25 protein-coding genes and 2 pseudogenes are annotated in these 25,576 nt (G+C 54.6%); 5 read left to right on the top strand and 22 right to left on the bottom strand.

What is annotated here, in order from left to right:
* Nucleotides 1–39 precede the first annotated feature (39 nt).
* The 16 genes and pseudogenes from ACEVJL_RS01240 to ACEVJL_RS01165 form a co-directional block, all read right to left on the bottom strand.
* Nucleotides 40–435, bottom strand: coding sequence for a helix-turn-helix domain-containing protein (locus ACEVJL_RS01240; protein WP_374736640.1), 396 nt, complete (start codon nt 433–435; stop codon nt 40–42).
* A complete protein-coding gene (locus ACEVJL_RS01235; protein WP_374736639.1) occupies nt 428–811 on the bottom strand; it encodes a metal-dependent transcriptional regulator in 384 nt (127 codons plus the stop codon). The genes ACEVJL_RS01240 and ACEVJL_RS01235 overlap by 8 nt, the downstream gene beginning before the upstream one ends.
* Nucleotides 812–898: 87 nt before the next feature.
* Nucleotides 899–1,057, bottom strand: a complete 159-nt coding sequence (locus ACEVJL_RS01230; RefSeq protein WP_374736638.1) for a FeoB-associated Cys-rich membrane protein — start codon at nt 1,055–1,057, stop codon at nt 899–901.
* Nucleotides 1,058–1,076: 19 nt separating this feature from the next.
* Nucleotides 1,077–2,330: pseudogene (gene feoB, locus ACEVJL_RS01225) on the bottom strand (ferrous iron transporter B); the annotation flags it as partial.
* Nucleotides 2,331–2,435: 105 nt separating this feature from the next.
* The gene (locus ACEVJL_RS01220) at nt 2,436–3,809 is read right to left on the bottom strand and encodes a site-specific integrase (protein ID WP_374736637.1); all 1,374 of its coding nucleotides are present in this window, start codon (nt 3,807–3,809) and stop codon (nt 2,436–2,438) included.
* A 21-nt stretch (nt 3,810–3,830) separates the two neighbouring features.
* Nucleotides 3,831–4,037 carry a helix-turn-helix domain-containing protein gene (locus ACEVJL_RS01215; RefSeq protein WP_374736636.1) on the bottom strand — a complete coding sequence of 69 codons (207 nt, stop codon included), beginning with the start codon at nt 4,035–4,037 and terminating at the stop codon, nt 3,831–3,833.
* 544 nt (nt 4,038–4,581) lie between these two features.
* Nucleotides 4,582–4,818, bottom strand: a complete 237-nt coding sequence (locus tag ACEVJL_RS01210; protein WP_374736635.1) for a helix-turn-helix domain-containing protein — start codon at nt 4,816–4,818, stop codon at nt 4,582–4,584.
* A 5-nt stretch (nt 4,819–4,823) separates the two neighbouring features.
* Nucleotides 4,824–5,258, bottom strand: coding sequence for a sigma-70 family RNA polymerase sigma factor (locus ACEVJL_RS01205; protein ID WP_374736634.1), 435 nt, complete (start codon nt 5,256–5,258; stop codon nt 4,824–4,826).
* Nucleotides 5,259–5,783: 525 nt separating this feature from the next.
* Complete coding sequence (locus tag ACEVJL_RS01200) at nt 5,784–6,650, bottom strand: class B sortase (protein WP_374736633.1); 867 nt, start codon at nt 6,648–6,650, stop codon at nt 5,784–5,786.
* A 160-nt stretch (nt 6,651–6,810) separates the two neighbouring features.
* Nucleotides 6,811–12,066 carry an S-layer homology domain-containing protein gene (locus ACEVJL_RS01195; RefSeq protein ID WP_374736632.1) on the bottom strand — a complete coding sequence of 1,752 codons (5,256 nt, stop codon included), beginning with the start codon at nt 12,064–12,066 and terminating at the stop codon, nt 6,811–6,813.
* A complete protein-coding gene (locus ACEVJL_RS01190; protein WP_374736631.1) occupies nt 12,063–12,404 on the bottom strand; it encodes a hypothetical protein in 342 nt (113 codons plus the stop codon). Before ACEVJL_RS01190 ends, ACEVJL_RS01195 begins: the two co-directional genes overlap by 4 nt.
* 161 nt (nt 12,405–12,565) lie before the next feature.
* The gene (locus ACEVJL_RS01185; RefSeq protein WP_374736630.1) at nt 12,566–13,207 is read right to left on the bottom strand and encodes a PrsW family glutamic-type intramembrane protease; all 642 of its coding nucleotides are present in this window, start codon (nt 13,205–13,207) and stop codon (nt 12,566–12,568) included.
* The gene (locus tag ACEVJL_RS01180; RefSeq protein ID WP_374736629.1) at nt 13,204–13,818 is read right to left on the bottom strand and encodes a hypothetical protein; all 615 of its coding nucleotides are present in this window, start codon (nt 13,816–13,818) and stop codon (nt 13,204–13,206) included. The genes ACEVJL_RS01185 and ACEVJL_RS01180 overlap by 4 nt, the downstream gene beginning before the upstream one ends.
* The gene (locus tag ACEVJL_RS01175; protein WP_374736628.1) at nt 13,808–14,158 is read right to left on the bottom strand and encodes a DUF4179 domain-containing protein; all 351 of its coding nucleotides are present in this window, start codon (nt 14,156–14,158) and stop codon (nt 13,808–13,810) included. Before ACEVJL_RS01175 ends, ACEVJL_RS01180 begins: the two co-directional genes overlap by 11 nt.
* The gene (locus ACEVJL_RS01170) at nt 14,145–14,699 is read right to left on the bottom strand and encodes an RNA polymerase sigma factor (protein ID WP_374736627.1); all 555 of its coding nucleotides are present in this window, start codon (nt 14,697–14,699) and stop codon (nt 14,145–14,147) included. Before ACEVJL_RS01170 ends, ACEVJL_RS01175 begins: the two co-directional genes overlap by 14 nt.
* 384 nt (nt 14,700–15,083) lie before the next feature.
* Nucleotides 15,084–15,314 (bottom strand): helix-turn-helix domain-containing protein, encoded by a 231-nt coding sequence (locus tag ACEVJL_RS01165; protein ID WP_374736626.1) that lies wholly within the window; start codon nt 15,312–15,314, stop codon nt 15,084–15,086.
* 142 nt (nt 15,315–15,456) lie between these two features.
* Between ACEVJL_RS01165 and ACEVJL_RS01160 the strand changes: the two genes are divergently transcribed.
* Nucleotides 15,457–15,801 (top strand): helix-turn-helix domain-containing protein, encoded by a 345-nt coding sequence (locus ACEVJL_RS01160; RefSeq protein WP_374736625.1) that lies wholly within the window; start codon nt 15,457–15,459, stop codon nt 15,799–15,801.
* A gap of 235 nt (nt 15,802–16,036) precedes the next feature.
* Nucleotides 16,037–16,366, top strand: a complete 330-nt coding sequence (locus ACEVJL_RS01155) for a plasmid mobilization protein (protein WP_374736624.1) — start codon at nt 16,037–16,039, stop codon at nt 16,364–16,366.
* 67 nt (nt 16,367–16,433) lie between these two features.
* On the opposite strand, the pseudogene ACEVJL_RS01150 reads toward ACEVJL_RS01155, so the two are convergent.
* The 3 genes and pseudogenes from ACEVJL_RS01150 to asnS form a co-directional block, all read right to left on the bottom strand.
* Nucleotides 16,434–17,090 (bottom strand): annotated as a pseudogene (locus tag ACEVJL_RS01150) (VirB6/TrbL-like conjugal transfer protein, CD1112 family); the annotation flags it as partial.
* A gap of 723 nt (nt 17,091–17,813) precedes the next feature.
* Nucleotides 17,814–18,011: a helix-turn-helix domain-containing protein gene (locus ACEVJL_RS01140; protein ID WP_374736623.1), complete on the bottom strand. Its 198-nt coding sequence runs from the start codon at nt 18,009–18,011 to the stop codon at nt 17,814–17,816.
* Between the two features lie 410 nt (nt 18,012–18,421).
* Entirely contained in the window at nt 18,422–19,816 is a 1,395-nt protein-coding gene (asnS, locus tag ACEVJL_RS01135) for an asparagine--tRNA ligase (RefSeq protein WP_374736622.1), read from the bottom strand.
* 211 nt (nt 19,817–20,027) lie between these two features.
* On the opposite strand from asnS, the gene ACEVJL_RS01130 reads away from it, so the two are divergent.
* The 3 genes from ACEVJL_RS01130 (at nt 20,028) to ACEVJL_RS01120 (ending at nt 21,499) form a co-directional block, all read left to right on the top strand.
* Nucleotides 20,028–20,654, top strand: a complete 627-nt coding sequence (locus tag ACEVJL_RS01130; RefSeq protein WP_374736621.1) for a type I phosphoribosyltransferase — start codon at nt 20,028–20,030, stop codon at nt 20,652–20,654.
* 120 nt (nt 20,655–20,774) lie between these two features.
* Nucleotides 20,775–21,128: a DUF4234 domain-containing protein gene (locus tag ACEVJL_RS01125; RefSeq protein ID WP_374736620.1), complete on the top strand. Its 354-nt coding sequence runs from the start codon at nt 20,775–20,777 to the stop codon at nt 21,126–21,128.
* Between the two features lie 53 nt (nt 21,129–21,181).
* Nucleotides 21,182–21,499, top strand: a complete 318-nt coding sequence (locus tag ACEVJL_RS01120) for a DUF2752 domain-containing protein (protein WP_325207101.1) — start codon at nt 21,182–21,184, stop codon at nt 21,497–21,499.
* Between the two features lie 91 nt (nt 21,500–21,590).
* Here the strand turns inward: ACEVJL_RS01120 and ACEVJL_RS01115 are convergent, their stop codons facing one another.
* The 3 genes from ACEVJL_RS01115 to ACEVJL_RS01105 all read right to left on the bottom strand — a co-directional run bounded on the left by ACEVJL_RS01115 (nt 21,591) and on the right by ACEVJL_RS01105 (nt 25,305).
* Nucleotides 21,591–23,288, bottom strand: coding sequence for a putative manganese-dependent inorganic diphosphatase (locus ACEVJL_RS01115; protein ID WP_374736619.1), 1,698 nt, complete (start codon nt 23,286–23,288; stop codon nt 21,591–21,593).
* Nucleotides 23,289–23,525: 237 nt separating this feature from the next.
* On the bottom strand, nt 23,526–24,017 hold the full coding sequence (locus tag ACEVJL_RS01110; protein WP_008981181.1) for a hypothetical protein: 492 nt from the start codon (nt 24,015–24,017) through the stop codon (nt 23,526–23,528).
* Between the two features lie 19 nt (nt 24,018–24,036).
* A complete protein-coding gene (locus tag ACEVJL_RS01105) occupies nt 24,037–25,305 on the bottom strand; it encodes an ArsB/NhaD family transporter (RefSeq protein WP_110442172.1) in 1,269 nt (422 codons plus the stop codon).
* Nucleotides 25,306–25,576 lie beyond the last annotated feature (271 nt).

Genomic DNA, 25,576 nt, shown 5'->3' with positions numbered 1-25,576 from the left:
GTTTGATTTGGTTTTTTCTCTGTTTGAATTGGACAAATCTTATGTGTCTGAATTCTGCCGGTACATCATCGGTGATTGCCCCTCACTGGTTCGGAACATCGCAGAAAACTGGCTGTGACTGTCATAACCTACCCGGTGAGCAATTTCCGAAACAGGCAACTCCGTTTCCCGGAGCAGCCGCTTGGCCTCAGAAATTCGCTTCTTTCGCAGATAGGTTTCTATCGGCATTCCGTAAAGGCACTGAAACGTCAGCTTCAGCGCCGTCAAGGAAATGCGGAATTCCTTTGCAATCTCCGCCTGTGTCATACGCCGGTCCAGATGCTCCGTCAAATAGCAACAGATTTCCCTGACACGCTTCTCTTGATACCAAGCGAGACCGTTCTGTTCCTGTGATTCTGAATGGACCACATTCCTATCTTCTCTTACTTCATCCATCTTTACTCAACTCACATATTCTGCCTGCCAACTCATTGCGGTAATATTCCGGCAGATTCAGCACGATCGTGTGTGCCAGATTCTTGGAGTCCTCTGCTGTCATATCCAACCCCAGAGCCGGGAGCCGTTGGTTGATTTCCTTTACACAGCGGGACAAGTCCTTTGCCAAAAGGAATCCCCTGTCCGTCAAATAGATTTTCCCGTACCGCTCCCGGACCAGCAGGCCCATCTCCATCAGATTGGACATCATATTGGTTACAGATGCCTTGGAGCAGTCCAGCGCTTTCGCAATGTCCGCTGTACCCACGTCCATGGTCACTTGTCCCAATTCATAGATCACCAGTAAATACCGCAAATGCGATTCCCGTAATTCCATGTTCTGATCCTCACCCTCATAACGGAAAGGAGACACGAACAGCTTCCCTTTGCCCGTGCCTCCTTTTCCGTATTTTCGCCTATTCGATTATTTGGAGTGGCAGCCGCCGTGGCACCCACCACAGGAGCCGCAGTCTCCATTACAGTGTCCGCCGGACTTGTGGGATCTCCACAGAGAACGGACAGCCAAGGCCACAACGATGGCCAGCACTGCCAGAACGATCACATTTCCCCAAATACCAGACATCGTCATGTCCTCCTTTTCTTTACTTCGCAGCCGCGGCCACGGAGGTCAGGTTATGAGTCTCATGCTCTCCCTGATAGCCCTTGCGCAGCAACAGGTACAGAATGCCAGCCAGAGCAGCAATGGCTACCACGGTCCACAGGCTGAACACCGCCTCGCCGGTGATGAGGCCGCCCAGTTGGTAGACGATCATGGACACCACATAGGCGAAGCCGCACATGTAGCCGATGGCGCCCAGCGTCCACTTTACGTTGTTCATCTCCCGCTTGATGGCGCCCATGGCCGCAAAGCAGGGAGCGCACAGCAGGTTGAAGATCATGAAGCTGTAAGCGGTCATGGCACCGAAGTCCGCGCCAATAGCCATCCAGATATCGTGGCTGTCCTCCAGCAGATCCGCTTCACCGGCATACTGATACAGGACGCCGAAGGTATTGACCACTTCCTCCTTGGCGATGAGGCCGGTGATCGTAGCGACAGTAGCCTTCCAGGCCATATCGCCGATCCAGCCCAGAGGGTAGAAGATCCAGGCGACAGCGCTGCCAATCATAGCCAGCAGGGAGTCGTTGTTGTCCTCCACAGCCTGCCACACGCCGTCCACAAAGCCGTAGCCCTGAAGGAACCACAGGATGATGGAAGAGAGCAGGATGATGGTACCGGCCCGCTTGATGAAGCTCCAGCCCCGCTCCCAGGTGGCCCGCAGGACGTTACCCATGGAGGGCAGGTGGTAGGTGGGCAGCTCCATGACAAAGGGGGCGGGCTCCCCGGCGAAGGCCTTGAACTTCTTCAGCATGATACCGGAGATGACCACGGCCGCGATGCCGATGAAGAAGGCAGAGGTGGCGACCCAGGGGGACTCGCCGAACACGGCGCCGGCAAACAGGCCGATGATGGGCATTTTCGCGCCGCAGGGGATGAAGCCGGTGGTCATAATGGTCATTTTCCGGTCCCGATCCTGCTCAATGGTCCGGGAGGCCATGATACCGGGCACGCCGCAGCCGGTAGCCACCAGCATGGGGATGAAGCTCTTGCCGGACAGGCCGAAGCGGCGGAAGATACGGTCCATGATGAAGGCGACACGGGCCATGTAGCCCACGTCCTCCAGAATAGCCAGCAGGAAGAACAGCACCAGCATCTGGGGCACAAAGCCCAGCACCGCGCCGACACCGGCCACAATACCGTCCATAATAAGGCCGTACAGCCAGCCGGAGACACCCAGAGAGGTCAGGATGCTGTCAAAGAAGCCGGGGACAATCTCACCGAACAGCACGTCGTTAGTATCAGCCCACTCCTAATCATTCGGCCATCTCCCTTAAAAGTATTGCACACACTTTTAAGATAGCCGGTCTTTAGGCGTGGGTCAATTTTTGCCCGGCGTATAGGTCTATTTTACTCCGGCGATGACACTTGCCAGCTCCGGTGACTTTTGAAGCTGCTCCACAAGGCTTGCCAAATCCAGGGTCGCCGGTTCCGGCTGCTTCGGTTCTTCTGGTGGACGGACGCCGCGCAGATCGGGGTTGGCATAGAAGGCGGTCTCGAACTTCTGAGCGTTGACCTTTCGATCCTCGTCCAGAATGTGTGCGTAGATGCTGGTGATCATGTCGATCTCCGCATGGCCCGTGTCGCCCTGGGTGGCCTTCAGATCGCCGTGATTCAGTTTCAGCTTGTAAGTGGTACTGAAATGACGGAGGGAATGAAAGACCACTCTGGGTAGCCCTGCTTCTTCACGGAGATTTGAAAACTCCTTCAGGATGATACGATCCTCACAGGGGCGTCCGTTGGGCAGCGCCACCACCAGATTGAAGTCCTGATACTCGTCTCCCAGGAAACTTCTCAGCTCGTCCTGGGACTTTTTCCATTCCCGCAGAATGTAGGCAAGGGTTTTCGGCAGCCACACCTTGCGGATACTGGACTCGGTTTTGGGCTTTTTCAGGATAATTCTTGTGCTGGTGTTCGGCATGAGCGGGGTGAAAATGTAGTAGATATCTTTCTCACCCAGGGTCTCGATTGCCCGTTTGGATGCCCGCGTCAGCTCCTTATCCACATAGACATAGGCGTTATCCGCCGCAATATCTTCATCGGAAATATGGACGTTATCCCAGGTCAAGCCAAGGATTTCACCCATGCGCAGGGAGCAGGCAAAGGAAAGGTTCATTGCCACATAGAGCTTGCTGTCCGTACACTTATCCAGGGCGGTGCGGATCATATCCGCATCCCAGATATCCCGCTTCTTGTACTCCGTCTTTGGGAGGATCACGTTATCAAACGGATTTCTCGCAATGATCTCCCAGCGTACCGCCTGCTTGAACGCACAGCGGAGGAGCTTGACGATCTTCTCAATGGTCTGGTTGCTGACATAGGTAGTGGTGGCCTTTCGTGTTTTGGTGGATACGGACCTTGTTTTCTGCAAGGTCTGGATGTACCCATCCACCACACGGGGCGTTACCGCCTGTACCTCCATATCACCGATGATCGGATTGATGTAGTTGGCAATCAGGGCCGTTTGGCTGTCATACATGGAGACGCCCCACTTTTTTTCCCCGTAAAGGGATACGAAGTCATATAGAAACTCGGATATCTTCTGATTGCTCGGAGGAAGGAAGGTTCCGGTGTGCTGCTGATTTTCGATCTCAGCCTTGCGTTTCAGGGCCTCCTTATGGGTACGCCAGGTTTCCCACTTCTGTTTGGTTTCGCCGTTCTCGTCAACATAGTTGTAAACAACGGAATAGTTTTTCTTTCGCTTGATGATAGATGCCATATCGATACTTCCTTTCTTAGATCACAGATTGAGGGTATCAAGCCACTCGTCGAATGACCGCTTAGAAATTCGTATGGCGTTACCAATTCGCACGATTTTGAAGTGCCCTTCTTTTACGAGAATATATGCGGAGGTTCTTCCAATGCCCAGGATTTGAGCAATATCGTCAACCGTATATGTTCTACGTTCAGGGGTTTCCTTCTTCGTGCCGTTCCATGTTTGAGACATGAGAACCCCCTTTCAGTATGAAAGGAACAGCACAAAGTTGATTAGGTGTAAGTTCTTCCACCATCATTTTACCGCGCTGTTCCGTGTTTGTCTGCTGCTAATGAAAAAGTTTACGATTTATCCGTAAACAGAAAAAACAATGATTTATCGAAAACTGAAAGAGGCAATACAGATGGCTGCTGGCACAGCTCCACGGGAGTTTCACCCCGGCCCATGCTGATGGGTGCGGCGCACAATGCTTTGCGGGCGTTCAATGCGCGAGTATCTTTAACCCTGTCTATGCGTCATCGCCCACAAGCTGCCACGCTTGTTTTGCTGCCTGGTTCTGATCGCTCGCCTGTTTTGTAGGAGTCCCGTCCTGCGGACTTGCAACAGGGTCATGGCGCACCGGCCGTATGGCTCGGCACAGACAGGAATGTATCCGTCTGCCTTATGCTGCGCCGGAGGCCTCCCGCCGGGCTTTCTTTTTCAAAGTGCAGCCTCAGCCCAGGGGAAACGGAAACAGGGAAAGGGTAAGCTGTTTCCGCTACCGGGGCTGGTTTTGTTAGTTCATGCTGACGATAGAATGGATGAGCTTGATTTCCAGTCGGCGCTTCATGTACTCGTCCACCCGGACACGGGGCTGGCCGTCGCAATCGTAGAGCGTCCTGGTACAGAGCTTGTTGATATAGCCCTCATAGTACCGAAGTACGCTGTCCACGGCCTGGGCATCACCATTACGGGCGGCGTCGATCACCGAAAGAGGAAGAAGCTCTTTTCCTTTGTATTTAGGCTGCTTCATTCGCGTTAACCTCCCTTCGGCATAAGCGCCATCAATTTGATCCGAAGCTCGCTGAGCGATTTTGTCCGTCGCCGCTGTACGGCGCTGCGGGACATTCCCACAAGGCGGCCGATCTCCTGGTCCGGCAGCTCCAGGACACAGTGCAGGATCAAAATGCTCTGCTCCTGGGAGGACAAACCGGCAAAGGCATCAGCTACAAGCTCATTGTCGATATGCAGGTCATACCCATGGGACGAGAAAGTAAATCTGTCGCTGGGATAGCTGTCAACCGTATAGAGCTTGTCCATCTCGGTCTGCGAAAGATCGCTGAACGACAGTTCCCTGTCCCGTCGTCTCTGCATTTCCCGGAGATAGTCAATTGCCTCATGGTAGAGTACCAGCTTGCAATAGGCATCGAACTGGCACCGCTCGCCATAGTCATTACGGGGGATCACATCCATCTTTTCACCCCCTTTCCTGGGGGAATGAGGTGGGTTTCTCCCTTTCCGCTAACAAGGCGAACGCAAGGCCGCTTGCTGCCCGCTAAAAGCCTCCTTTTTTGATTTTTGTGAAAATATTTTTTCGGTCGCCCTGTAAAACAGCAAAAAGCGCCCGACTGGTCAAAGACCAATCGGGCGCGCAAGGATGTAAAACCGCAGGATGCTACACCGTATACTGCACACTCAAAGTCGGACTTACCCGGAGGGGGAGCTACGCTTTTTTTAGCTGGTGAAGATCATGGGTACTATGAAAAAGTAAAATAAGCACGGCGGCATTCTCCTAATTGCCGCCGTGCCTTTACACGGTGTTCTGGGTCGTCGTAGGTTTCTGACAGACAAAAAGAAACGGCGGCTCTGAAAATCAAAGCCGCCACGGGCAAAATCATTTGGGCGTGGGAAATCGTCTGCCCAGCAGCCGCTTTTTTCGTGCATGAATATAAGCGGGGGCGCGGAATTATTATCTGCGCGTCTTTGGATAAAATCAGGTCAGGGCATTTCCGGATTGCTTACAACGCTTACGCTAATATCTTGTGTAGCTGCGTTCTCCGGCAGCAGCTTCGCCATGACAACAAGGCGGATATTTCCTGTCCAGTTGGTGTCATACTTACGGCAGCAGGTGGAAAGGGTCAATATCTGATCTCCTTCGGAGAAAGTGATGCCCTCCATATCCAGCCAGTTTTTCCGCCCCACGGTCTCAAAGAAATCCGTCAGATCGGTTCCGGTCGGATTGGGGTCGATATAGTCAAAGGATACATCCGTGATAAAGCAGGCCGTAATCTGAAAAATCAAATCCTCTCCATCTACGGAAAGATAGATATACGGGTTTTCCTCTACAAAGGCCGCATCCATATATCGGTGCAGCTTCGTAAACTTCGGTCCGCTCTCTGCATCGCAGTTGCTTGCGGAGTGGCCGTAAATGACGGTGTTGGTGTCCAGACCATCCCGCCCTTCAAAGCTGTTGCGGCAGTCTGCGTAATAGCAGCCCCACACAGCATAATTCCCGTTTTCGTCCAGATGTAGATAATATCCGTTGTCCTCAGCCTGCACCACGGGATCGTCAACATCCGCACCGGGGATATACAGCCATGCCACGATATCTGTGTTATTTTCCTTTGCGTCAGCAAGCTTGGCCTGCCTGTCCACGATAGGGATGGTTTCGCCGGGAGGTGTGGTCTCTGGCGCATCGGTGGTTGCAGATGTTTCGGTGCCTTCTGTGGGGATCGAGCTTTCCTGCGTCGGGTTTGTTGGTGTGTCCGGTTCTTTCTGGTTACATCCCAGCACCGAAACGGAGAGCGTCAGCACCACGGCAACAGTGCAGATTGCAAGGCGTATGATTTCTTTGGTTCGTTTCATTCGTAAAGTCTCCTGCCGCTTGAAGTGCGGCGTATCTGAAAATGTCGATAAAGTTTCGTGTGAAGAAAAAGCAGCAGCGCAGCGTTCGGTTTTACCCGTCCGCTGCGCTGTCGTTTCTCGTGATAAAGTTGTGCAGCGGCCTGATTTCAGCCGTATTTCTTTACTTCAAAATGTTCTCACAGAAGCGGTGCAGGATCGCTGCTACCTGTGCGCGGGTGGCGCTGCCCCGGGGCATCAGGTTTCCGTCGCTGCCGTTCAGGATACTCTCGCCGCAGATCCACTGCATGGCAGGGAACGCATACTCGGAAATATCCAGTGCATCGTTGTAGCTGAGGATATTGGTGTCCTCGCCCGCGCTGACATCCAGCCCCTTGTAGTGGGCATAGCGGAACAGAATAACCGCCATCTGCTCGCGGGTGATGGGGTCATCCGGCCCGAATAGATCGCTGCCATAGCCGCTGACGATACCCTTGGCCGCTGCCCAGGTGATCGCCTTCTCGTAATACGAGCCGGACTTCACATCATCAAAGGGGCAGATGCCGGAGAGGGTAGGCTCGCCCTCCAAACGGTACAGGATGGTTACAATCATGCCGCGGGTGGTGGTCACGTTTGGGCTGAACGTGATCATGCTAGTGCCAGCCATCAGGCCGTTGGCATAGACATAGGCTACGTCCGCATAGAACCAGTCGTTTTCCGAAATATCGGTAAAGGGAACGTCAACGCCGGTCTGCGGATTGCCGGTGGCTTTCATAAAGACCGCCTCAATGGTGTGATCGCCCTTGACACGTTCAAAGGTGTAGGTTTTTACCGCACCAATGCTCTGGCCGTCGATCTTCACATCGGCAATGGCGTAACCATTGTCCGGCGTGATGGTGAAAGTTTTATTCCTACCATAGAGAACGGCGGCATTGCCGGAGGGAGAAATGGTGCCGCCCGCACCGGCTGTTGCCTTGATGGTGTAGTAGATATGGCCTGTGCCGCCGGAGCTGTTCTTCGTCCAGTTTGCAGTCACGGCAACATCCTTCGCAGGCATGATGAAGCTGGCGTTTTTATTGTTGGCGTTGGTGATGGTGACATTATCAGAAGTCCAACCGTTGAAGCTGTAACCAGATTTCATGCTTGCGTAGATGTTGACGGTAACGCCCACGGCGTAGTTACCTGCACCGGTCGCGTCGGAGTTAACGCCGTTCAGCGTCACGGTGTAGGTTGGGGCTGACCACTGCACCGTCAGTTCCGTCACGGTAGCCGGAACACTGGCGCCGGGCACGTAGGAGTTGCCATTGCCGTCGAGCCACATGAAGTAACTGCCGGTATCTCCGTCCGGGCGGGTCAGACCGTCGGACGCAGGAGCGGTAAACGCGCTGCCGTTTTTCACAATGATTTGAATATCATCGGAGCTGCCGCCGATCTTGCCACCGTTCAGGTCAAGAGTAATGGCTTTCAGTCCGTCAGAGCCCAGGGTGTCAGAGGATGGGAGTTCAAGCACGGGACGGAAACCGACGCTTGGAGACAGTTTCAGGTCAAACTGCCAGGAGCGGGCTGTAAAGGACCCGCGCGTCGCACGGTTCCAGTCAGGATCGGGACCATCCTGGGTATCCTGCCCCCAGGAATCCATACCGTTCCAGTTTTTGATATAACCGACCGTGTTATCCTGATAGTTTTGGTTCGCTTTGTCCAAAATCGCGTCCCACTCGTTGCTTGCCGGGGTGCCGCCCGAAGCGGTGCCGCTGCTCCCCGCCGAGGGCACGCGGAGGGTGTAGTCCACGCCGCTGCTGGTGTAGGCCTTGCCAAAAATCAGGTTATGCCTATTCAGGTTATTCCAGTCGGCTCTACGGGTCACGTTGTAGTCCGCAATAAACAGGCCGTGGTCATAGGTGTAGCCAATGGGGTTGTCGGGGTCTGTGCTGCCTGCCGCATTTGCTGAATCCCCTTTTGCGGTGTTGTCATTGGCAGAACGGCTTTTCAGCACATAGGCGTTTACGGTGCCTGCGTAGGTGAAGGGCACCCAATGAAGGGAATCGTCCGGCAAGCTGCCGTTCTTGTCGCCCGGAATGTCCGCTCCGGAAAGGTCAAAATAATAGGTGCTGCCGGGAGCGAGGGAAAATTGCTCTTTATACCCAACGGTAAGATTGATATTTTCAAAGGTACTTGCATAGTCGGTCTGTTTATCCCCGTTATACTGTTCGCTGAACACTTTGAGGGTATAGCTGCCCGGCGCAAGACCGGCGGGGATCGTTACCCTTGCCGTACCGGAAGCGCTGCTACTTACAATCCGCCCATAGTAAAGGGGCGTGCCGCTTTCGCCCGCGAGCATTGCGGAAACATATTCGTTCGCACCTGTTGGTGCGCCGGAATAGTCGATGCTTACCGTCCAATCGGAATATCCAGGTTTCTGCATTAAGGCCGTGCCTGTGCCTGCGGAGGCAGTAAAGCTTTTTCTGCTGTTGTCCAAAAGCGTCAGTTTCCATTCCCCTGTGCCTGTGCCGACGGCAGTTAAGTTTTCGTCCACTGCGGTATCCGCTTTGCCGCCTGCGGCGGCGGAGGTAAAGAGGACAGAGCTCGTATTTAAGTTAAAAGCGGGGCGAGCCGCCCAAGGATTGATCACGCCCTCTTCACCCACCCCGCCGCGGTCTCCAATTCTACCCGCGAAAGGTAGGTCATGTTCATTAAGAAAAGAACGAAGCCACCATCCGCCCGCACTCGTGCCATAATTGGCAACTTGCGCGGCGTCATCTGTAAATCCATACTCGTCGTTTTCCGCTTCTTCTGCCGACAGGAAAAATACCCTGTCACCGCTTAAAATATTCTCGGAAGCACAAAAGGTGTGGTGTTCACTGTCAAATTCGGCATCGCTTTTAGAAGTTACCAAAATCGCGCCCAGTTCACCTGCTGTAAAAGCGTCATTTACATTGCTTTCCGCGCCCGATTCTCCGGCAAAATCCCTGCACCATGCCTGTGCGCTGCTGCCCTGCCATGCGTTGCTGAATCGGCTTGTGTTATCAAAATATACTCCGCCCCCTGAGCCCTTTCCAAGCAGCACATCGGACAGCAGGAAGAGGCCGCTTTCCCCGGTGTTGGTCTGGTCATCCAGCACCCGCCATCTGATTGGGCCGGAAGTGGTGTTGCTGTCCGGGGCCTCCCAATTACCAAAATAGATAAAATGATAACCGCCGTCATCTGAATAGCCGGAAATCCCGTCAGTGCCGATCACGATTGCCGGGCCGTCGTAGTAGGCGATGTATGTGGGAGTACTGCCGCCGCTCTGGGGCGAGGCGCCCTTGTAAAAACCATTCTCCTGATACCGGGCGTAGAAGGTGTAGCTTGTGGCCGCAGTCAGGCCGCTGAAGGTTGTTTCGCTCTGCCAGTTTGTATTGTCCTTGCTGTATTCCACAGCCGTTTCACCGGTGATGGGTCGGAGCGTAATGCTGTCTGCACTTACGGAATCAATCACCGGGGCACCGGGGAATTCCTTATAGGTCAGTTTCTTCTCTTCCGGCGTAATGGAGCCGGAGCCGAAAATAGTACCGTTGTTGGTCAGCGTACCTTGCACTGTAATTTTGCTGTTAACGGTCAGGGTCTTGCCCGAGGGAATATCCAACGCCTTATTCTCGGGAATGGTCAGGTCGTCCGCCAGCGTCGGATTCCCATAGACCTTGCCCTCGTCGCCCTCAAAGATGATGCCGTGCCACGCATTCGACGTCTTGCCGCTCTGGTCGCCAATGGAACTTGCGAAGATCACCGCGTTGCCGTTGTTGGTCTGGAAGGTGCCGGCGCTGCCGCTGGAGAAGTTGTATCTGCCGCCGCCGATGCCCGCAGCACTAGAACTGAAGGTTTGGCCGCTGGCGTTGCCGGTGGCGGTGACGGTGCCGCCGGTAATGGTGACTTCGCCGCCGCTGCCGCCGTAGTCTCCGAAGCCGCCGCCGATGGCCGTGCAGTAGTAGCCGCTGGCAGTGGTGTTGCCGCCGGTGATGGTGATCTTGCCGCCGTCGCCGCCCGTGCCGCCGCCGCCGTTGTATCCACCGCCGATGGCCGCGCCGTTGACGCCGGTTGCGATGACAGAACCGCCGTTGATGGTGATGGTGCCGCCGCTGCCGCCGTAGCTGTATCCGCCGCCGTCGCCCTGACCGCCGCCGATGCCCGCGCCGTTGACGCCGGTTGCGATGACAGAACCGCCGTTGATGGTGATCTCGCCGCCGCTGCCGCCGTCGCTGACGCCCTCGCCGCCGCCGATGCCTGCGCCGAATTGGCTGCTGGCCTCGACGTAGCCGCCGTTGATGGTGATGGTGCCGCCGCTGCCGCCGTAGTCTCCGAAGCCGCCGCCGATGCCCGCACCGTCTGTGTTGGTGGCCTCGACGTAGCCGCCGTTGATGGTGATGGCGCCGCCGCTGCCGCCGTAGCTGTTGCCTTCGTTGCCTCCTATGGCCGCATTGTAGTCGTGTTCAGCACCCTTGGCGATCAGCTTGCCCATGGTGCTTTTATCCGTGGACTGGGCGTAGATGGTCAGGGCGTTGGCGCTGCCGTTGGTGATATCGTTGTCATCGTCCTGCACCTGAATGCCGCCGTTAACTGTGAGAGTACAGCCGTCTGTCAGGATCAGGTGTACATCACCGCTGACGGTGACACGGCTACCGATCTCAACTGTGCCTTGCACCACATACCAGCCGGTTGTCCATCCGGTGTCACTGCTGGTCACTTCCGTGGCGCTGGCGCAGGTCTGCGACGTGCCGGTTTCGCCCAGATAGGACACATCTGTCACTGGGTCTGCCGCCAGTGCCACAGTGATGGCCTCCGCATTGGACGGGGTAGCCGTTTTCGCTTCTCCCTCACATAGCGTAAGGTCAGCATTTTCCACGCCGCACACAGGGCAATCTTCCTCTATGGCCTCCGTGGTGCAGAGGGTCGTGCAGATACACTCTGCCTCCGGCTGTTTTCCGGCTTCGCCGTTATCCTCACCGCCGCATAGTTCGCAGACATACCCGCAGGGCGTCCCCTCGATTGCCGGAGAATAGCCGCACTCGCCATCATGCTCATGATGGCAATTTAATTCCTTTGTGATACACCCGCTTTCCTCGTCGCAGATGTGAGGGCAGTTCTCCGGCTCCCGCTTCTGTGCGCCGGACGGCGTCGCCTCATTGCCGGAAACGCTTCCCGCTGGGTAACAGTCCTCGTCATGCTCATGGACGCAGTTGGTTACTTCCACATAGCAATCCTCCGTGTGTTCATGGCCGCAAGATGTTCCTGCCGTCCCCTCGCTATAGCCGCAATCCGCGTCATGCTCCGGGTGGTGTTCGCACAAGCCACTTGTGCCTATGGTAACGCCGCCCGTCTGCTCGTTCCCTACGGCCAGCGCCGATTGAGGGCAGAGGGAAAAGAGCATTACGACGCAGAGCAGCAGGCTCAATATCCGTTTTCTCATTTTCTTTCGTCCTCGCTTTCTTCCGTACTGCCTGTACGGTTTGTTGATTTGTTTTTCAGTCGGATACAGAGTACGGTCACAGACACGCCAATGACAAAAGCGACAATGCCAACGATGACATACGCCCCTGCGCCGTCCTGCAGCAGCACCCCGCCGTAGCCATCCGCTACCGACGCTACGCCCGATGTCTGTATGCTTCTGAAAAGAACGCCGATACCGGCGAGAAGAAACAGGCTGCACGCTGTCAGGCAGGAAAGTAGCCGGGTTTCATACCGCTTTCGGTACTGCCGTGTCCTGCGCCCGATCTCCCGCACCCGGGTTTCTGTCTTACCGGTCATCCAATACCCTCCCTTCGTATGATGTTTCGGGGGAATTTCAACCCCTCTATTTCCTAAAAGACATGAAATCAAAAATCCTTCCACCCGAAATGAAAATTTCTTCAAAAATTTTCAAAAATATGAGCCGCTCCATTTCTGGAGCGGCCCGTCACACAAAGCTGTTATTCAAATGTGATTTTGAGTTTGGGAAGCAGGAGCTTTCCTACAAATAAAAGCGCAATCAGGATAGACGGGAACAAATAGCCTGCGATCCGCCAGCCCCCGCCTCCCGAGATCAGCAGGTTATAGGTGGCATGGAACACGATACAGGCTCCCAGCAGGCCTACCGTTCCGGTAAACGCCAGCCATCGGTGGCGGAACACATAAGATAGTCCGAAACCGATGGAAATGCCACAGAGGATGTGCAGCGCTCCGGCGGAAATTCCACGGATCAGCAGGAACACAAAATTTTCCGCGCCGTTTTCCGTCAGATAGCACACATTTTCAAAGGTGGCGAAGCCCACGGCAAGGGCAACGGCGGCTTCCGGCAAATCCCGAACCCTTGGCTCAAAAATCAGGAAGTAGAAAAGCAGCGGCAGCAACTTCATAACTTCCTCACACACCGGCGTGATCTCAACAACGGCAACGGTGGCACTGACACCATAATGTCCCATAAAGAAACTGTTGACATAGGCAGACAGCAGGCATACGCCCATTCCGGTAATCATAAACAGCATGAATGTCCGAGTGCGCCCGCCCATGAACAGGATGCACAGCACCAGCGGGATGGCAAGGCAAACAAAAATATTCTCAATATAAATCATTTCTTCGCCACCTCCCGAAGCGCCAGCGGCAGCAGAGCCACGAATGAGAGTGTCAACGCAATGTCTACGGCAAAGTAGAGATTAAAGCGGGTGTAGTCCTGCGTAAAGCCGGACACCACAAACAGGAGAAGCTGCAGTCCCACGCAGAGCAGCAGCCAGCGGTCAATCCGCTGCCCCCCATCTCTGTGCAGGAGCCGCCAAACCGCAAGATATACGATTGCAGATACGACCCCGGCAAATGCAGCGGAAACAAAATAGGACGGACCGAAAATCCGAAATGCCAGAACGACCGCCGCCGTAAGCAGAGCGCAGGCCAGGGATGGCAGGGAAAACAACGGCTTTATTCGGTCTGTCTGTAGCATCTGGAACGACAGAAGGAACAGGTACGCCGCTATCCATGAAAACTCCGAAACATAGAAAACCTGTGGTACGTTGCCAAAAATGAAAAGGTGCAACACCCAATAGAGCGTTCCCATGGAAATGCAGATATCAAACAGGGCAAGAATCAGGAATCGGCGGTCTTTGTGCCGGAGCGCCGCTGCAATCGCCACCAGCGCCGCACAAAACAGCACGGCAACCTGAAAACAGTTGTCAATCAGTTCAAAATTCATCGTCTAAGTTCTCCCGTTGTTTTCTCTCATTCCTGCGGCGCAGGCGGTACAAAAGCACCGTCACGCATACGCCAAGCAGAAATGAGAGCAGCCCCATGAGGATATAACCCAATGCAGCGTGGCTTCCCACAAGGCTTGCTGCACCGGAAACATGGTGTACTTCACCGCCGACAATGCCCGCCGACAATCCAGGCATAAATGAGCCAATCCCAACGACCAGAAGCAGACAGGTCGCCATGCAGGCCACGTCAAGCACACGCCGTTTCTTTTGTTCCTTTTTCCGATTCAATTCTGCTGTCCTTTTATGTATCAGCCGGATGCGTTCTTCATTCGTCCGCATAGGTGAATCCCTCCTGCTCCAATATCATTTTCAAGCTCTGCTTGCCACGATGGACAAGGTGTGTGATTTGCGTCTCGCTTTTTCCCATGACCTCCGCCGCATTCCGATAGCTTAAATCCGCAAGGTAGACAAGATACAGCGCCTCGCGATATTCCACTTTCAGTTTTTCCAACGCGGCGTAAAGTTGGCGGTCGCGTTCGCTGTGGATCAGCTCTGTGTCGGCCAGTACCTCGCTTTGCGGTTCAAAATCCAGCTCGTCAAAGCTTAGGAAAAGGATACGGCGTTTTTTCTTGTGCCGTAGGCTAAGGTTGCGGGCGGTTTTATAAAGATAGGCTTTGAAACTGCCCTCGCCGCCAATCGGACGCTCTTTTGCAAAAATCTGTGAAAACGCTTCGATCATCAAGTCCTCGGCTTCATGAATATCTTTGATATAGCCATTTATGTATAGCGTCAATGCGTCGCCGTATTTTTCAACCAGCAAATCGGCGGCTTTTTGATCTCCGTCAAGATACCGCCGGTATGCGGTTTCATCTGAAATCATGTTTGCCGCCTCCTTTCGTGTTTTTTATGCGAGGGTCTGTCGGCTTTTCCGCGTTCTCCGGAATCGCCCAGGAGCGCCCGAAGCGCTCTACACCAGGGATGCGTCCCTGTGCCACATATTGATTGACACGGCGCTCTGATATACCCCATTTGTAGGAAGTTTCCCGTATGGAGAGATAACCTTTCATACGATCTCCTTTCTAATCGACACAATAATACAGAATATATTATATACGAATATCCGCAGATTTGCAAGAGATTCAGGAGAATATGTAGGCAGTCTATACGAGGCTACCTATTTTAATAGGCCGGGATACCGTAGCCGAGAATTTTATAATAGCCGAGAGGATAATCCCACCTGTTGCAGCTATCGCTCGTATTACCCTCAATGGTATAAACTCTGCCATGCGTTCCCCGGCAACCGCCGCTTTATCAATGGTCTTAAGACTGCTGCGTTTTTTCTGCCATCAGCAGGTTTTTCCGCATTCTTTGGGATCAGCCAGATCGTAGCCATTTTGATAGCTCCCGGAATACGGCCAGCAGAACATAGATAATTTATCCGGTGCGGGGTGACACCCCATTTTTCACTTGCCTCTTTCAAAGTCATATAATCCATATCGCACCTCCAACAAGAATTATAATTCGTCTGCTCGAATAATGTTAGAAACAAAGTGCGAATTATAAAGTGTTGGTTGTCTGCATATACCATCATTCCCAAGAGAAACTACGAAATATAAAATGTAAAATGGTGATGTTATATGGCTAAAATTGAAGATTGTCCTGGGTTTGAAACCTTCGGCTCCGATGTGAAGGCCGCAAGGGAAGCTCTGAATATCTCCCGCAGGGCATTGGCAGAACAGGTCAGCATTGATCCTCGCTACCTTGCCAATATCGAGTTGGAGCAGACGGTCCCCAGCGTGCCCGTTGTCCTTCAGCTCATACGGATTTGCAAGCTGCCGGTGGAGCGTTATTTCAATCCTTCCCTGATTGCGGAGAACACCGAACAGCGCCAGAGGGTCAACCACAAATTACAGCTCTGCCCGGAAAAATACCTGCCGATCATCGAGGCAACCATTGACGGAGCGATCAAACCGGACGAATAGAGGCCGCTTTACAGAAGATGTAAAGTGGCTTCTATTTTTTGCGTCTTTTTCTGCTCTTTTGCGGGTATTTTCAAGTGTCCGTAACGCTTTATAAGTAGGGAAAAGAAACGATAGCAAGCACAGCAAGCGAGTACCCGCTTGCGATTTTTGGCTTTAGGGAACCCTCCCCCTAAACCCGAAAAATGCTTGTTGGGAACATCCCAAACCCTGATACGAAAAGAGGCGAGATACCACGATGGCAAACCGAAAACGAAATATCCAGGTGAAGTTCTATGTGACCGCCGAGGAAAAGGAACTGATGGAACAGAAGATGGCTCAGCTCCCCACACAGCGGATCGGTGCCTACCTTCGCAAGATGGCGATTGACGGATATATCATCTACACCGACACCGCGGATATCAAGGCGTTCACCGCAGAGCTGTCCGCCATCGGGCGCAATATCAATCAGATCGCCAAGAGGCTCAACGCCGGAGACCCCGCGTATCAGGCCGACATGGACGAGATACGGGAAAGGCTGGATCAGATATGGCAGTTACAAAGACGCATCCTATCAAATCAACGCTAAAGGCGGCCATCGACTATATCTGCAATCCGCCCAAGACGGATGGAAAACTGCTGGTATCAAGCCTCCTTTAATGGGCACCGAAAAGGGATTTAGAGAGACTTCCGGTTTTGAACAATGCGAAACACAAAAGGACCGTGTAGCCCATGCAGCTCCAGATGGCCCCGGAGATATCGCCGCTTGTGGCGATGCTCTGGACCAGGACCGAATAGATACCAACGCATACCATGATAAGGAACGCCTGGAACGCCAGGGCGAACAGGGATTTTAAGTAGTTCTGCCCGGTGGAGCTCCAGTCACGGTTGGTCATGGTGGCAAGGGGGATCGGCCCTATGGAGGTGGTCAGATACACTTCGATCATGCGGCCGTAAATGACCAGCATGATACAGATGGAAAGAGCGTTCATGGTAAGCCCCACGAAAAGGGACTGGAACCACAGGCCGAACAATTCACCTGTTGAAAGCGCCTCCACCTGGGCCTCCAGGTCGGTTATCACACTGTTTACGTCAATGGAGGTATCCCCGATGATAACGCCTGCGCTGCTGCTCACAACGCTCTGGCCCACATCGAAGATCGCCATGACGATATTCCAGGTATTGGTTACGATCAGCACGGCGCAGAAGGTTTTGAATATCCACTTGAAGAACATCCAGGTATCCACGTCGTGCATATTGTTTTTCTCTGTTACAAGCTGTATCAGCTCATAGCACATCACAAATGTCAGGATAGGGGGATTTGATTGGATAGGATTTGATGGCTGAGTAATTGATAAATCTTTTTTTGATATCTGGTTACTTGATATATCTATATTTAATTGGTCGGGGTTTTCCTGTTCAGGTTTTCCCAAGACAGGAGAACCCAAGACTGGATTTGCCTGAACTGGATTTTCCCGTTCAGGTTTTTCCCGTTTAGGTTCGGGCGGTCGGGGCTGTTCCAGGATCGTGTACTCAATGGCTCCAAGCTGTCCGTTTGCGTTGCGGACACGCTCCCGGACCACATACCCGTGATCCTCCAGCTCCCGTACCCCGGCACAAATGCTGTCCACGCCATCCTTGCAGATACGAGCAAGGCCCTTTGTGGTGTAGTCCCATTCCTCCGGCAGCGACAGCATAAGGGAGAGCAGGCCCTTCGCTTTCAGGGAAAGGTCTGTGTTCCGCAAATGGTGGTTTGACATGACCGTGTAATCACGGGTCTTTTCTATGCGGAAAACTGCCATACCTGATACCTCCTTCCTCATGGTTTGAAAAGTGTTGATTTTCGGTGTTTCCTCCGTCTGTATCCCTCCGATATCCTCCGCATGGGAAAACATCCATGCCCCTTTCGGTTAGTGGCACAGAGGGGAAGGAACAGCGGATTTTCCACCCTTTTTGATACAGTTTTCAGCAGACAACAGAAAGTGGGCATGAAAAAACGCCGTAGGGTTTTATGCCTACGGCGTTCAGGTTGATATTTACAGTTCCAGACGTTCCAGCCATTCATCAAAGGATTTCTTCGATACCCGAATAGCGTTGCCTATGCGGACGATCCTGAATTGTTCTTCCTTGACAAGCTGGTATGCGGTCGTGCGGCCGATGTTGAGTATGGCTGCGATCTGCTCCACGGTGTATGTCCGGGGCTCCGGCAGCGGCTTTTTCTCCTTGCTATCCATAGTAACCTCCATATTCTATGCCTTGTTAAATTGAACAAAAGGGTGTAGAATGTTAGTAGTTATCGGCACTTCATGGAAGGCCTCCTGCTAAGAGTTTGCTAATAGGACCATCTGATGGACCCATAAAAGTGCGTCAGAATGAGCGTTTTGCACCATAAAGTTCGTTTACTACAAGTCATTCTGCGTAAGGGAAGGTATTGGAAGTTACACCCGAACCGTGTATCATGTGGCAAGCCATACTCCTAAGGGCGAGGCTGGGGGTTCGATTCCCTTCTGGCGTGCCAAAAATCCCGGAAATCGATTGATTTCCGGGATTTTTATTGATGATGCAAAATACAATACACATAAAAAAAGCCCCCGACGTGGAGCTGCAAGAAGCAGCAGCACGCCAGGGGCCTTGATATGTTTTTTTAGAATTCTGCGTTGCCCCAGGTTCTGGGATGCAGCTCCACGTCGCGGATGTTGTTTACGCCGGTGAGGTACATCACCATCCGCTCGAAGCCCAGGCCGTAGCCAGCGTGGCGGCAGGAGCCGTAGCGCCGCAGGTCGCAGTACCACCAATAGTCCTTGGGGTCCATGCCCAGCTCCTGGATGCGGTTCTCCAGCAGCTCCAGACGCTCCTCACGCTGGGAGCCGCCGATGAGCTCGCCGATGCCGGGCACCAGGCAGTCGGCGGCAGCAACGGTCTTGCCGTCGTCGTTCTGGCGCATATAGAAAGCCTTGATCTCCTTGGGGTAGTCGGTGACGAACACAGGGCGCTTGTACACCTGCTCGGTGAGGTAACGCTCGTGCTCGGTCTGCAGATCGCAGCCCCAGTAGACCTTAAAGTCAAACTTGTCGTTGTTTTCCTCCAGGATCTTCACCGCGTCGGTGTAGCTCACACGGGCGAAGTCGGAGGAGGCCACGTGCTCCAGGCGCTCCTTCAGGCCCTTGTCCACGAAGGAGTTGAAGAAGTTGATCTCATCGGGGCACTTGTCCAGCACATAGCGGATGACATACTTGATCATGGCCTCGGCGTTGTCCATGTAGTCGTTCAGGTCGGCAAAGGCCATCTCGGGCTCGATCATCCAGAACTCGGCGGCGTGGCGCTGGGTGTTGGACTTCTCAGCACGGAAGGTGGGGCCGAAGGTGTACACGTTGCCGAAGGCCATGGCAAAGTTCTCACAGTTGAGCTGGCCGGACACGGTCAGGTTGGCCCGCTTGCCGAAGAAGTCCTTGGAGTAGTCCACGGTGCCGTCCTCGTTCTTGGGCACGTTCTCCAGGTCCAGAGTGGTCACCTGGAACATCTCACCGGCGCCCTCGCAGTCGCTGGCGGTGATGATGGGGGTGTGGACATAGACAAAGCCCTGGTCCTGGAAGAAGCAGTGGATGGCGTGGGCCGTAGCGGAGCGGACCCGGAAGGCGGCGGAGAACAGGTTGGTCCGGGGACGCAGGTGCTGGATGGTGCGCAGGAACTCCACGCTGTGGCGCTTCTTCTGCAGGGGATAGTCGGGGGCGGAGGGACCCTCCACGGCGATGGTGTCGGCCTTTACCTCCAGGGGCTGCTTGGCGCTGGGGGTGAGCACCACAGTGCCGGTGACGATCAGGGCGGCGCCTACGTTCTGGCCGGCGATCTCCTTATAATTGTCCAGCACGTTGGCGTCCATGACGATCTGAAGATTCTTAAAGCAGGAGCCGTCATTGAGCTCGATAAAGCCAAAGGTCTTCATGTCTCGGATGGTGCGGGCCCAGCCGCAGACGGTGACCGTCTGGCCGCCCAGCGCCTCCTGATCCGCAAAAATGGCGGCAATGGTGGTGCGATCCATAGTTGTTCTCTCCATTTCTCCGCGTCTGCGCCGGAAAGAGGCGCAAGACGGTAATATAATGTGTCATTATACCGCGTTTTCCCCGGATTTACAACCCCTAAGCCTGGTGTGGAGATGGAGAAATGTGGGATTGCGGCTTGCTTTTTCGCACAAGGAATAGTATAATATGTACAAAGCTTTTTGGCGACTTTGATGAATTGGAGGCGACACTATGAATATCCGGTCCAAACTGAACCCCAAGGTAGAGGTATCCGTGATTGCAGGCCACTTTGCCACCCGTCACTCTCACAATTCCCACTACATCGACATCACCCGCATGAAGCACGAACACACCATGGCCCGGGAGGCCGCCATGACGCTGGCTCAGCGCTACGCCTACGACAAGGGTGTGGACACCATTGTCTGTCTGGACGGCAGCGAGGTGCTGGGTGCCTTCCTGGCCCGTCATCTCACCAAGAATGACCGTTTTGCCGTCAACAGTGATAAAAACATCAATGTTATCACCCCCGAGTACGACTCCAACGGCCAGCTGATCTTCCGTGATAACCTGTCTCCCATGGTCACCGGCAAGGATGTGCTGATCCTCATCTCCACCGTCAACTCCGGCAAGAGCGTGCGCCGGGCGGTGGAGTGCGTGCAGTACTACGGCGGCAAGGTGCAGGGCATCGCCTCGGGCTTCAGCACCTTGGATGCGGTGGACGATATCCCCATTTACAGCCTCTTTACCCCCGAGGATATTCCCGGATATGCCACCTACTCCCCCAAGGACTGCGCCATGTGTGCCCAGAGTCTTAAAATTGATGCCCTGTCCAACAGCTACGGCCTGTCCCGTCTGTAATCGATATTTCTTTGCGGCCGCCCGAAGGACGGCCGCTTTTTTAACCTTGCGCCGGATCATGGAATATAGTATGATGGTTTCGATCCAAACCATTTCGATACAGAGAAGGAGGGGCCAACTATGGTTCGACCTCGCAGTATTCCCCTATGTATTGTACTCTCAATTATTACGTGTGGTATTTATTTTATCTACTGGTTCGTCTGCGTTACCGATGACGTCAACGAGGTGACCCAGGAGTATGATACCTCGGGTATCGTGGCATTTCTGCTCAGCCTCATCACCTGCGGCATTTATAGCATCTACTGGGGCTACAAGATGGGTGACAAGCTGGACCGGGCGCGGATGCGCAACAATATACCGGCCGGTTCCTTCCCCATTCTGTTTCTGGTGCTGAATATTTTTGGCCTGAGCATCGTTACCTGCGCCATTATCCAGAGTGAGCTGAACCACTATACCCCTGTACAGCCCCTGTGAAAGAACGCCTGAAAAAGCTGGCCATTGGGGGTGCGGTCCTGGTGGGGTTAGGAATGGCCTACACCGTTCTGATCCTTGTCATCGGAAGGGCACTGTATTGTCCGTTCTGGAAGCTGACCGGCCTTCTGTGTCCCGGCTGCGGGGTGACCCGGATGTGTCTGGCCCTGCTGCGCCTGGATGTGGCGGCAGCCTGGCGGGCCAACGCGGCCCTGCTGCTGGCCCTGCCGGTGCTGCTTTTGCTGGCGGCGCGCATGGCGGTGCGCTATGTGCGTACCGGCCAAAAGCTGCCCAGCCGGGGAGAGGAGCGGGTTTTCTGGGCCCTGCTTATTTACTTTCTGGCCTGGGGTGTCCTGCGCAATCTGCTGGGCTGACCATAAAGAAGAAAACGGAGAGGACTATGTCCTCTCCGTTTTGTTATGTATGGCAATAAAACTCCAATTTGTATTGGGAATCCCGGTGCGTTCAGCCTGCGGCGCTCTGCTGGTCGGATTCCTCCATGGCCTGCTTCACCGCGCTGATGAGAGCGGGGACCATCTGCTTTTTCCGGCTGACGACCTGGGGCAGGACCGCCATGCCGTCCTTGACCTCCACGCCGAAGGCGTGCTCCACCAGGCGCTGGGCGCCCTTGCCCGCCATGAGCAGATCGGTGCTGGCCGAGCGTACATCGGTGAACATGTAGAAGATGAAGTCCAGACCCTGCTTCTCCAGGGCGATGGGCAGGTAGGGACCCAGCAGCTTTTCGCTGGCCAGACGGTTTTTCTGGCTCATGTAGCTGCCCTGGCCCACGCCGAAGCGCACCTCGCCGCTGGTGAAGATCTTGTAGTCGCCCCGGAAGACCTCCTCGGCGGTCTTGCCGGTGATGTCGCCGCCCGCCTCAAACATGGCGTCGGCGTACTTCTCCAGATCCACACCGGCGATCTCAGCCAGAGCCCGGGCGGCCCGCTCGTCCATGGGGGTGCAGGTGGGGCTGCGGAACATCAGGGTGTCGGAGAGGATGGCGGAGAGCATGAGTCCGGCGGTGGTGGGGTCGATCTCCGCTGCATTTTCCAGGTACATCTGGTAGATGATGGTGCAGGTGCAGCCCACCGGGACATTGCGGAAATAGACGGGACCCTCGGTCTCCATGGAACCGATGCGGTGGTGGTCGATGATCTCCAGCACCTCGGCCTGGTCAATGCCGTCCACGGCTTGGCTCTTCTCGTTGTGGTCCACCAGAATGATCTGCTTTTTCCGCAGGTTCATCATGTTCCGGCGGGAGACCACGCCCACATACTTGCCCTCATCGTCCAGAATGGGGAAGTAGCGGAAACGTACCGAGGCCATGCGCTTGGTGGCCGCCTCCACCGAGGTGTTCAAATTAAAGTAGAGCAGATTTTTCTGCACCATGTAGTGGCGGATGGGAGCAGCCTGGCGGATCATCTGCCCGGCCACATAGGTGTTGCAGGTGGTGCTGAGGATGATGCAGCCCTTTTCCTCGGCCAGCATGCAGATGGTGCGGGAGATCTTGCTGTCCATGCACACCACCAGACAGCCTGCATCCATCTCCAGGGCGGTGAGCTGGCTTTCAATGCGGTTGCCCACGATGACGATGTCACCCTTGGAGATGGCCTTCTCCATCTGCTCGGGGCTGCCCGAGCCGATGATGATGCTGCCCTCGACCCGCTTGCCCTCCACGTCGCCTACCACCACGGTGGCGCCCAGGGTGTCGATGATGTTCTGATAGCTGGTTTTGGCCTCGGCCAAGATGTAGGTGTCCAGCACGTCCATGTTGGCGGTGGCCACGTCTTTTACGGTGATGACGCCTTTCAGATTTTGCTCCTCGTCCACCACACACAGGGTGTCGATCTCCTGGTCACGCATGGTGACCCAGGCGCTGCGCAGGCTCATCTCGCCGTCCACGCCTGCCATGCGGCGGATGTCCACGTCCCGGATCTGGGAGCGCACGTCGGTGTAGAGCTGCGGCGCGGGTACGCTAAAATAATTGAGGACAAACTCGGTCTCCCGGTTGAGAAGACCGGCCCGGCAGGGCTTGCAGGGGTGGTTGGGGTCGATCATATTTTTCAGCCGGCTGTATGCAATGGCGGAACAGATGGAGTCTGTATCCGGGTTGCAGTGGCCGATCACCTTGATCTGATGGGTGTTCAGTTCCTGATTGGTCATATACGCCTCATTCCTTCTCATAGGGCGGCAAGTGCCGCGGATATTGGGGTCGGTTTGGGGTGGATTCGCTCTTTTCTATGTCATTATAGCATAGTTCGCAGAAAGGAGGACGTTTTTTAAGAAAACTTTTCCTTCCTTTCTGTTTTTTAAAGATGGAAAAGCCGGGCCGCCTGTCTCAGGCGGTCCGGCTTACGGAACATCTGGCTCTTACGCGGGGAACGAAGCCGGCGGTGCGGCTCAGGATTCCGAGGTTTTTTTCTTGCAGGGTTCGGGCTCCACAGGGGGAAGCTGCTTTTTCAGCTGCTCCAGGTGGAGCATCATGCGGGTAAGGGTGCCCTGCATCTCGTCCAGGGTGGCCTTGTCCACGTTGTAGTGGAGGAACAGGCTCTCCAGCTCGTGGGAGAGTTCCACACCCTTGCGGGAGACGTCCACAAACTCCTCAAAGTTGCTGCTGTGCTCCGCGGTGCGGAAACGGCGCAGATCCTCTTTGATAAACTTGGTGATCTCCTTGGTGTCGGCATACTTGCCCTGCACCATGGCGTAGGGGCGCATACGCTGTAGAAAGTACTTGTCGTGCTTGGTGATGTTGAAGACATAGGAGATCTCTGTGCCGTTTTCCAGGGCAAAGTCCACGATGTACATGTGGCTGCGCAGCTTGGTGATCTGGGTGGCGCCCAGCTGACTGAGCTTTAAATCTACGATATCACCACTTACGGTATTTTGGTTCATAACCCTTCCTCCCTTTCCATCACGCAAATCGAATCAGCAGATAGACGGTACAAATGGCTACCGACAGCAGCATCAAGGGGAAGCCCTTTTTCAGGTAGCTCATAAAGGTGATGGGGTATCCGTTCTTGGCACTGACTCCGGCCAGAACCACGTTGGCGCTGGCGCCGATGAGGCTGCCGTTGCCGCCCAGGCAGGCGCCCAGGGACAGGGCCCACCACAGGGGCAGCACATCCATGCCGCCCTGCTGCATGGTCTGGATCATGGGGATGAGGGTGGCCACAAAGGGGATGTTGTCCAGGAAGGCGGAAATGAGGGCGGAGGCCCACAAAACCAACACAATGGCCAGCACCTCATTGTCGCCCACCAGCTCCAGCATGCCGTTGGCCAGCATGGCGATGACGCCGGTGCTGTTCAGGCCGCCTACCACCACAAACAGGCCGATGAAGAACAAGATGGTGGACCACTCCACGCCCAGAATCACGTCTTCTGCGTCCTGACCGCCGATGAGCAGCATCACGCCTGCCGCGGTGAGTGCCACGGTGGCCGACTCGATGCCCAGCTGGGCATGGAAGATGAATCCCACCACCACCAGTACGATCATTATAACACTTTTCCGCAGAAGGGAAGCATCTTTTATGGTCAGTTTTTCATCCAGGGTGAGAACTTTTTCCATGTTCTCCGACTCCACGTGGAGGTTCCCCCGATACATGAGGAAAAAGATGGCTACCACCACGGCCAGAATGATCAGTACCACCGGGCCGGTGTTGACAATGAAGTCGGCAAAGCTCAGACCGGCGGCGCTGCCGATCATGATGTTGGGCGGGTCACCGATGAGGGTAGCGGTACCGCCGATGTTGGAGGCCATGATCTGAGAGAGCAGAAAAGGCACCGGATTGACCTCCAGGATCTGGGTAATGGCAATGGTCATGGGGCCGATCAGCAGCACCGTGGTGACGTTATCCAAAAAGGCGGAGAGCACCGCGGTGATGACCGCGAATACCGCCAGGATAGCCATGGGCTGGCCCCGGGTCAGCTTGGCCGACCAGATGGCGATGTACTCAAACAGGCCGGAACTCTTGACCACGGCCACAAAGAGCATCATGCCCACCAGCACGCCGATGGTGTTCAGATCCACATAGTCGGCGGCGGTTTCAATGGTAAGTACGTGGGTCAGCAGCAGGACCACCGCTCCGGCCAGCGCAGCCACGCTGCGGTGTACTTTTTCCGAGATGATGGCGGCCATCACCAACAGGAATACGCCCACCGCAATCATTTGTTGCAGGTTCATACTCGATCACTTCCTTCACAGGCGGTCATTTTAACGCTTTGTTTCCCTGGTTGTAAAGCACAATCCTGCAAGATTAACAACATTTTAACGATGAAATTTTTGACGTTTTCACCTGTATATCACATATAACAGTCTAAATGCGACTTTTCTTCGTGCTCTGTTTTCCTGATGCAGGATATCCTGCAAATCAATGGAGTGAGCGGTTGGAGCCGAGGCCGGGCAGAAAGAAGTGGAAAAACAAAAACGCAGGAGCGGCGCAGAGCGTCACTCC

This window comes from Flintibacter porci, from assembly GCF_041925195.1.
In the GTDB taxonomy this organism is placed as follows: Bacteria; Bacillota; Clostridia; order Oscillospirales; family Oscillospiraceae; genus Lawsonibacter; species Lawsonibacter porci.
The sequence above is the reverse complement of the archived record's forward strand: the minus strand, read 5'-3'. Positions and strand labels throughout refer to the sequence as shown.

Bases quoted from the DNA above. Each gene is read 5' to 3' on its own strand.
- ACEVJL_RS01240 (WP_374736640.1), bottom strand. From the start codon at position 435: ATGGATGAAGTAAGAGAAGATAGGAATGTGGTCCATTCAGAATCACAG.
- ACEVJL_RS01235 (WP_374736639.1), bottom strand. From the start codon at position 811: ATGGAATTACGGGAATCGCATTTGCGGTATTTACTGGTGATCTATGAA.
- ACEVJL_RS01230 (WP_374736638.1), bottom strand. From the start codon at position 1,057: ATGTCTGGTATTTGGGGAAATGTGATCGTTCTGGCAGTGCTGGCCATC.
- ACEVJL_RS01220 (WP_374736637.1), bottom strand. From the start codon at position 3,809: ATGGCATCTATCATCAAGCGAAAGAAAAACTATTCCGTTGTTTACAAC.
- ACEVJL_RS01215 (WP_374736636.1), bottom strand. From the start codon at position 4,037: ATGTCTCAAACATGGAACGGCACGAAGAAGGAAACCCCTGAACGTAGA.
- ACEVJL_RS01210 (WP_374736635.1), bottom strand. From the start codon at position 4,818: ATGAAGCAGCCTAAATACAAAGGAAAAGAGCTTCTTCCTCTTTCGGTG.
- ACEVJL_RS01205 (WP_374736634.1), bottom strand. From the start codon at position 5,258: ATGGATGTGATCCCCCGTAATGACTATGGCGAGCGGTGCCAGTTCGAT.
- ACEVJL_RS01200 (WP_374736633.1), bottom strand. From the start codon at position 6,650: ATGAAACGAACCAAAGAAATCATACGCCTTGCAATCTGCACTGTTGCC.
- ACEVJL_RS01195 (WP_374736632.1), bottom strand. From the start codon at position 12,066: ATGAGAAAACGGATATTGAGCCTGCTGCTCTGCGTCGTAATGCTCTTT.
- ACEVJL_RS01190 (WP_374736631.1), bottom strand. From the start codon at position 12,404: ATGACCGGTAAGACAGAAACCCGGGTGCGGGAGATCGGGCGCAGGACA.
- ACEVJL_RS01185 (WP_374736630.1), bottom strand. From the start codon at position 13,207: ATGATTTATATTGAGAATATTTTTGTTTGCCTTGCCATCCCGCTGGTG.
- ACEVJL_RS01180 (WP_374736629.1), bottom strand. From the start codon at position 13,818: ATGAATTTTGAACTGATTGACAACTGTTTTCAGGTTGCCGTGCTGTTT.
- ACEVJL_RS01175 (WP_374736628.1), bottom strand. From the start codon at position 14,158: ATGCGGACGAATGAAGAACGCATCCGGCTGATACATAAAAGGACAGCA.
- ACEVJL_RS01170 (WP_374736627.1), bottom strand. From the start codon at position 14,699: ATGATTTCAGATGAAACCGCATACCGGCGGTATCTTGACGGAGATCAA.
- ACEVJL_RS01165 (WP_374736626.1), bottom strand. From the start codon at position 15,314: ATGGATTATATGACTTTGAAAGAGGCAAGTGAAAAATGGGGTGTCACC.
- ACEVJL_RS01160 (WP_374736625.1), top strand. From the start codon at position 15,457: ATGGCTAAAATTGAAGATTGTCCTGGGTTTGAAACCTTCGGCTCCGAT.
- ACEVJL_RS01155 (WP_374736624.1), top strand. From the start codon at position 16,037: ATGGCAAACCGAAAACGAAATATCCAGGTGAAGTTCTATGTGACCGCC.
- ACEVJL_RS01140 (WP_374736623.1), bottom strand. From the start codon at position 18,011: ATGGATAGCAAGGAGAAAAAGCCGCTGCCGGAGCCCCGGACATACACC.
- asnS (WP_374736622.1), bottom strand. From the start codon at position 19,816: ATGGATCGCACCACCATTGCCGCCATTTTTGCGGATCAGGAGGCGCTG.
- ACEVJL_RS01130 (WP_374736621.1), top strand. From the start codon at position 20,028: ATGAATATCCGGTCCAAACTGAACCCCAAGGTAGAGGTATCCGTGATT.
- ACEVJL_RS01125 (WP_374736620.1), top strand. From the start codon at position 20,775: ATGGTTCGACCTCGCAGTATTCCCCTATGTATTGTACTCTCAATTATT.
- ACEVJL_RS01120 (WP_325207101.1), top strand. From the start codon at position 21,182: ATGGCCTACACCGTTCTGATCCTTGTCATCGGAAGGGCACTGTATTGT.
- ACEVJL_RS01115 (WP_374736619.1), bottom strand. From the start codon at position 23,288: ATGACCAATCAGGAACTGAACACCCATCAGATCAAGGTGATCGGCCAC.
- ACEVJL_RS01110 (WP_008981181.1), bottom strand. From the start codon at position 24,017: ATGAACCAAAATACCGTAAGTGGTGATATCGTAGATTTAAAGCTCAGT.
- ACEVJL_RS01105 (WP_110442172.1), bottom strand. From the start codon at position 25,305: ATGAACCTGCAACAAATGATTGCGGTGGGCGTATTCCTGTTGGTGATG.